Origin of the sequence: Cryobacterium sp. 10I1 (genome assembly GCF_035019805.1) — a bacterium.
GTDB lineage: Bacteria > Actinomycetota > Actinomycetes > Actinomycetales > Microbacteriaceae > Cryobacterium > Cryobacterium glucosi.
Window position 1 is genome coordinate 1 of sequence record NZ_JASJVF010000208.1, and the last position, 5,854, is coordinate 5,854.

A 5,854-nucleotide genomic window follows, 5' to 3' on the forward strand; every position below is an offset into this window, starting at 1 on the left:
CGCGCCCGCGCATTCCTTACGATTCGCTGGTGTTTTCGCCAGAGTCTCCAGCCGTCGCTTGCCCGTCCTCCGCCCCCTCCGCAGGCAACGGCCAGCGCGATAGGGCAGGATCGAAGGATCATGGCAACTCTGAGCGCCCTCCCGTCCGTCACCGATCCCGACGCCCTGTTCGCGGCATTCGAAGAGTGGGCGACGGACCAGGGCCTCTCGCTGTACCCCGCCCAGGAGGAGGCGCTCATCGAGATCGTCTCGGGGGCGAACCTGATCCTGAGCACGCCGACCGGAACCGGGAAGTCCCTCGTCGCGGTCGGAGCGCACTTCGCCGCGCTCTCCGCGGGCAAGCGCAGTTTCTACACCGCGCCGATCAAGGCGCTCGTGAGCGAGAAGTTCTTCTCCCTCGTCGAGATCTTCGGCGCGGAGAACGTCGGGATGATGACGGGGGACTCCTCGGTCAACTCGGACGCCCCGATCATCTGCTGCACGGCCGAGATCCTCGCGAACCTCGCCCTCCGCAGCGGCGAGGACACCCAGGTCGACCAGGTCGTCATGGACGAATTCCACTTCTACGGCGACCCCGACCGCGGCTGGGCCTGGCAGGTGCCGCTCCTCCTGCTGCCCCGGGTGCAGTTCATCCTGATGAGCGCGACCCTCGGGGACGTGACCGAGATCGCCGACGACCTCGCCCGCCGCACCGGCCGGCCGGTCGCGGTCGTCACGGGCGTCGAACGCCCGGTCCCGCTCAACTACTACTACGAGACCACGCCGGTGCACGAGACGGTCGAGGACCTGCTCAAGACCGGCCAGGCGCCCGTCTACATCGTGCACTTCTCCCAGGCCGCCGCCCTCGAACGCGCGCAGGCGCTCTCGAGCGTCAAGGTCGCCACCAAGGAGCAGAAGGAGGCGATCGCTGAGCTGATCGGCGAGTTCCGCTTCACGACGAGCTTCGGCAAGACCCTCTCTCGGCTGATCCGGATGGGCATCGGCGTGCACCACGCCGGCATGCTGCCGAAGTACCGCCGACTCGTCGAGCAGCTCGCCCAGCGCGGCCTGCTCCGGGTGATCTGCGGCACCGACACCCTCGGAGTCGGCATCAACGTGCCGATCCGCACGGTGCTCTTCACCGCCCTGACAAAGTACGACGGCGTCAAGATGCGCCAGCTCAACGCCCGCGAGTTCCACCAGATCGCCGGGCGCGCCGGCCGGGCCGGGTACGACACCGCGGGAACCGTCGTGATCCAGGCCCCCGACCACGAGACCGAGAACCTCAAGGCGATCGAGAAGGCCGGGGACGACCCCAAGAAGAAGCGCAAGATCATCCGCAAGAAGGCGCCGGAGGGCTTCGTGTCCTGGGGCGAGCCCTCGTTCCAGCGCCTCGTCAGCGCAGAGCCGGAGACTCTGCACTCGAGCATGCAGATGACCGCGGCGATGCTGATCAACGTGATCGGCCGCGGCGGCGACGCCTTCGCGCACGTCTACGAGCTCGTGTTCGACAACCACGAGCCGTGGAAGCGCCAGCTCGGGCACGCCCGCCGTGCCCTCGGCATCTACAAGACGCTGCGCGCGGCCGGGATCGTCGAGCAGAGCGCGAGCGGGGACATCCGCCTGACCGTCGACCTGCAGCCGAACTTCGCTCTCAACCAGCCGCTCTCGCCGTTCGCGCTCGCCGCGTTCGACCTGCTCGACCCGGAGTCGCCGACCTACGCGCTCGACATGATGTCGATCGTCGAGGCGACCCTCGACGACCCGCGCCCGGTGCTGATGGGCCAGCAGTTCGCCGCCCGCGGCGAAGCTGTCAACGCGATGAAGCGCGAGGGCATCGAATACGACGAGCGGATGGCGCTGCTCGAGGAGATCACCTGGCCGAAGCCCCTCGAGGAGCTGCTGACCTACACCTTCACGACCTACAAGGAGTCGCAGCCCTGGATCGCGGACTTCGAGCTCAGCCCCAAGACGGTCGTGCGCGACATGTACGAACGGGCGATGTCGTTCGGTGAGTTCATCGCGTTCTACAAGCTCGCTCGCTCAGAGGGCGTCGTGCTGCGCTACCTGTCCGACGCCTACCGGGCCGCCCGGCAGACCATCCCGGACGAGGCCAAGACCGAGGACCTGCTCGACCTGATCGAGTGGCTCGGCGAACTCGTGCGCCAGGTCGACTCGAGCCTCCTCGACGAGTGGGAGGAGCTCATCCACCCCGACCTCGAAGCGCACGAGCAGGGCGCCGTCTCCGTGCTGCCGCCGCCCCCGCGCCGGCTCACCACGAACGTGCGCGCCTTCCGGATCCTCGTGCGCAACGAGCTGTTCCGGCGCGTTCAGCTCGCGGCGCTCGAGAACTACGACGCGCTCGGCGAGCTCGACCGCGAGCACGGCTTCACGGCGGATGCCTGGGGAGACGCCATGGACGGATACTTCGCCGAACACGACGAGGTCCTCACCGGCGCCAACGCGCGCGGGTCCGGCATGCTGATCCTCGACGAGGGCGCAACGGAGTGGACCGTGCGGCAGATCCTCGACGACCCGGCGGGCGATCACGACTGGGGGATCAGCGCGACGATCGATCTCGCCGAATCGGACGACCTCGGCGCCGCGCACGTCCGGGTCACGGCGGTCAATCGGCTCTAAGGTCGGCCCGTGCCTGGTGCAGACCGTACCTGGTGCTTGGAGCGCGGTGGCGGCGGGCGGCGGGTGCCCCGCGGAGTAGCGTGGAAGCATGAGTGCAGCCGACAACATCGCCCGTCCGATCCGATCCGCCGTGATCGGCTTCGGCCTCTCCGGGAGGGTGTTCCACAGCCCGTTCCTCGCCGCGAACCCAGAATTCTCCCTCGACGCGATCGTCACGGGCGACCCCGTGCGGCGCCAGCAGGCTGCAGAGACCTATCCGGGTGTGCGCCTGATGCACACCGTCGACGAGCTCCTCGCCGCAGCGGACGACCTCGACCTCGTCGTGATCGGCTCCCCGCCGGGCAGTCACGTCGCACTCGCCCATGCCGCGCTCGACGCGGGCCTCGCCGTCGTTATCGACAAGCCGTTCGCTCCCACGAGCATCGCAGGCCAGGGGCTCATCGAGAAGGCCAAACGCCTCGGCCTGCTGCTCACCGTGTTCCAGAACCGGCGCTGGGACGGTGACTTCCTGACCCTGAAGGCGCTCATCGCAGAGGGCGCCCTCGGCGAGGTGCGGCACTTCGAGTCGCGGTTCGAGTTCTGGCGCCCGACACCGTCGGCCAAGGCCTGGAAGGCGAGCGCCGGCATCCGTGAGGGCGGCGGGATTCTCTTCGACCTCGGCGCGCACCTCATCGACCAGGCCCTGCAGCTCTTCGGGCCGGTCGACGACATCTACGCAGAGATCGCGACCCGCGTGCCCGGCGGGAACGCCGACGACGACACCTTCGTGTCGCTGCACCACGGTTCCGGGGTGCGATCGCACCTGTGGATGAACGGGACCGCCGCCCAGGTCGGGCCGCGTTTCCACGTGCTCGGCTCTGAATCGGGGTACACGAAGTGGGGCCTCGACGGCCAGGAGGCCACCCTCGCCGCCGGTGCTCTTCCGACGGATGCCGGTTTCGGTATCGAGCACGAGTCGGCCTGGGGCATGCTCGGGCTCGACGGCGCCCAGCACGCGGTGCCCACCGAACCCGGCGACTACGCGGCCTTCTACCGGGGACTCGCCGACGCGCTGCTGCGCGGTGCGCCTGCTCCCGTCGACCCGGAGGACTCGCTGCGCGTGGTCGGGATCATCGAGCGGATCTTCCGCCAGACCCGCTAGCGGCATCCGCTCGCCGGGCGGTCGAACGTCGACGTCGAGCGCTGGTGTTGCGCCGCTCCGCGCGTGGTCGACCACCCGCGCACCGGCGGAACACCCGCGCTCGGTGCGGTGGATGCCCGCTTAAAGTAAGCGACCGGCCCCGGCCGGACCGGGCAACCGTGTGCTCGCCCGCGCATCACGTTCTTCCGGTCCGACCGATGCCGGTCGGCTTCAGCGCCCCAACACGTTGGGACTGGTTGTACTCTCGTTCACCGAGATGAACGAGCAGTGTGGATTGACTGAACGAGAGGTGCCGTTTCCCGGCCTCCCGGCGACCGGGTATCGGCGCCGGTTCCACCCTGCCGGACGAAGCTGCCGGGAAGGCGCGTGCGGGCTGTGGAGCGATCCGCGGGGAATCTGATGCGCGTGCGCCGGGAATGGCGTGTGACTAGCGCTTCGTGGTCCAGTCGAGGTTGATGACGTCGTTGATGTAGATGTCCTCGCCGAGGCCGGGCACCGACGGATTCATCCGGAGGAGCTGTTGCACGGGCACGTCGAAGCGCTGCGCGATCGCGAAGAAGTCGTCGCCCTCGACGACCGTGTAGGTCTGGAGTGCGCCGGCGCCGTTTGACGCGGCGGATCCCTCGGCGCCCGCTGTCGCTCCCAGATCGGTCGCAGGCCCCTCCGGAATCGGCGCGACGGGGATTGCAGCGGCGTTCGGGGTTGTCGTGGGTGCCGATCCCTTCGGCGGGTTGGGGATGAGCGGCACCTCCACGGGCGTCGGGGTGGGCGTGGGCGTCGGCGTCGGCGTGGGAGTCGGTGTCTGGGTGACGACGACGGTGGCCGTGACGACCGCAGGCGCCGGAGCCGCCGCGCACCCGGACAGGCCGAGAACGAGGATCCCGGAGACCAGGATCGCGGTGGATGGGCCCGCGGCCCGGAATGAGTGCTGGGACGACCGAATACGCATGAGACCCCCGGAATGCCGTGAACGTGATGAATGCGGCGCGACAGGGGAACGAAAGGGCTGCGCCCGACATCCGTATCGCGTGTGCCTGCCCAGTTTAGGCTGGTCGGGTCAACATTCGATCACGTTGACGGCGAGACCGCCCTCGCTCGTTTCCTTGTACTTCGTCATCATGTCGAGGCCGGTCTGGCGCATGGTCTCGATGACGGTGTCGAGGGAGACGAGGTGGGTGCCGTCGCCGTGCAGGGCGAGGCGGGCAGCGGAGACCGCCGTCGACGACGCGATCGCGTTGCGCTCGATGCACGGCACCTGCACGAGGCCTCCGACGGGGTCGCAGGTGAGACCGAGGTGGTGCTCCATCGCGATCTCGGCGGCGTTCTCGACCTGGCGCGGGGTGCCGCCGAGCACCGCGCAGAGCGCGCCGGAGGCCATCGCGCACGCTGATCCGACCTCGGCCTGGCAGCCGCCTTCCGCGCCGGATATGGAGGCGTTGGCCTTCACGAGGGATCCGATCGCGGCCGCCGTGAGCAGGTAGCGGCGGATGCCCTCGGCGTTCGCCCCAGGGACGAACCGCAGGTAGTAGTGCCCGACGGCCGGGATGATTCCCGCCGCACCGTTGGTCGGTGCCGTGACGACGCGGCCTCCGGAGGCGTTCTCCTCGTTGACCGCGAGGGCGAAGGCGTGCAGCCACTCGGTCGAGGTGTCTCGCTCGCGCAGGGGCAGCAGCTCATATTCCTCGAGCTGCATGCGAATGGCGGCGGCACGGCGCTTGACCTTGAGGCCCCCGGGAAGGGTGCCGGCCGTGGCCAATCCGGCCTCGACGCAGACGTGCATCGCGTCCCAGATCGCGTCGAGCCCGGCGTCGAGGGCTTCGGCCCCGTGGATGGACTCCTCGTTCTCGCGGGCGATCGCGGCGATATCGACCCCGCGGGCATCGCAGAGTGCGAGCAGCTCGGCGCTCGAGTCGTAGTCCATCGGCCGGGGAGAGGTCGTCGGCGGAACCATGGGGTCGCCCTCGCGCCGGATGAAGCCGCCTCCGATCGAGTACCAGGTCTCCTCGAACAGGGGGAGGGCATCCGTCGCCCGGACCCGAAGGGTGTGTGCACCGGCCGTCGCAGGCCAGGACCAGGTCCACTGGCGCCAGGTGT

Annotated in this window: 4 protein-coding genes; 2 read left to right on the top strand and 2 right to left on the bottom strand. The window is 69.2% G+C overall.

What is annotated here, in order from left to right; genetic code table 11:
• The first annotated feature begins 120 nt into the window (after positions 1-120).
• Complete coding sequence (locus tag QN345_RS14715) at positions 121-2,619, top strand: DEAD/DEAH box helicase (protein ID WP_322189585.1); 2,499 nt, start codon at positions 121-123, stop codon at positions 2,617-2,619.
• Between the two features lie 88 nt (positions 2,620-2,707).
• Positions 2,708-3,760 carry a Gfo/Idh/MocA family oxidoreductase gene (locus tag QN345_RS14720; protein WP_322136254.1) on the top strand — a complete coding sequence of 351 codons (1,053 nt, stop codon included), beginning with the start codon at positions 2,708-2,710 and terminating at the stop codon, positions 3,758-3,760.
• Positions 3,761-4,187: 427 nt separating this feature from the next.
• On the opposite strand, the gene QN345_RS14725 is transcribed toward QN345_RS14720, so the two are convergent.
• Both QN345_RS14725 and QN345_RS14730 read right to left on the bottom strand, forming a co-directional pair.
• A complete protein-coding gene (locus QN345_RS14725; protein WP_174775150.1) occupies positions 4,188-4,709 on the bottom strand; it encodes a LysM peptidoglycan-binding domain-containing protein in 522 nt (173 codons plus the stop codon).
• Between the two features lie 108 nt (positions 4,710-4,817).
• Positions 4,818-5,854, bottom strand: a 1,037-nt coding sequence (locus QN345_RS14730; RefSeq protein ID WP_323508801.1) for an L-serine ammonia-lyase, incomplete at its 5' end; no start/stop codon positions are given.

Excerpts from the sequence above, each read along its gene's own strand:
- QN345_RS14720 (WP_322136254.1), top strand. The coding sequence starts at position 2,708 with ATGAGTGCAGCCGACAACATCGCCCGTCCGATCCGATCCGCCGTGATC.
- QN345_RS14715 (WP_322189585.1), top strand. The coding sequence starts at position 121 with ATGGCAACTCTGAGCGCCCTCCCGTCCGTCACCGATCCCGACGCCCTG.
- QN345_RS14725 (WP_174775150.1), bottom strand. The coding sequence starts at position 4,709 with ATGCGTATTCGGTCGTCCCAGCACTCATTCCGGGCCGCGGGCCCATCC.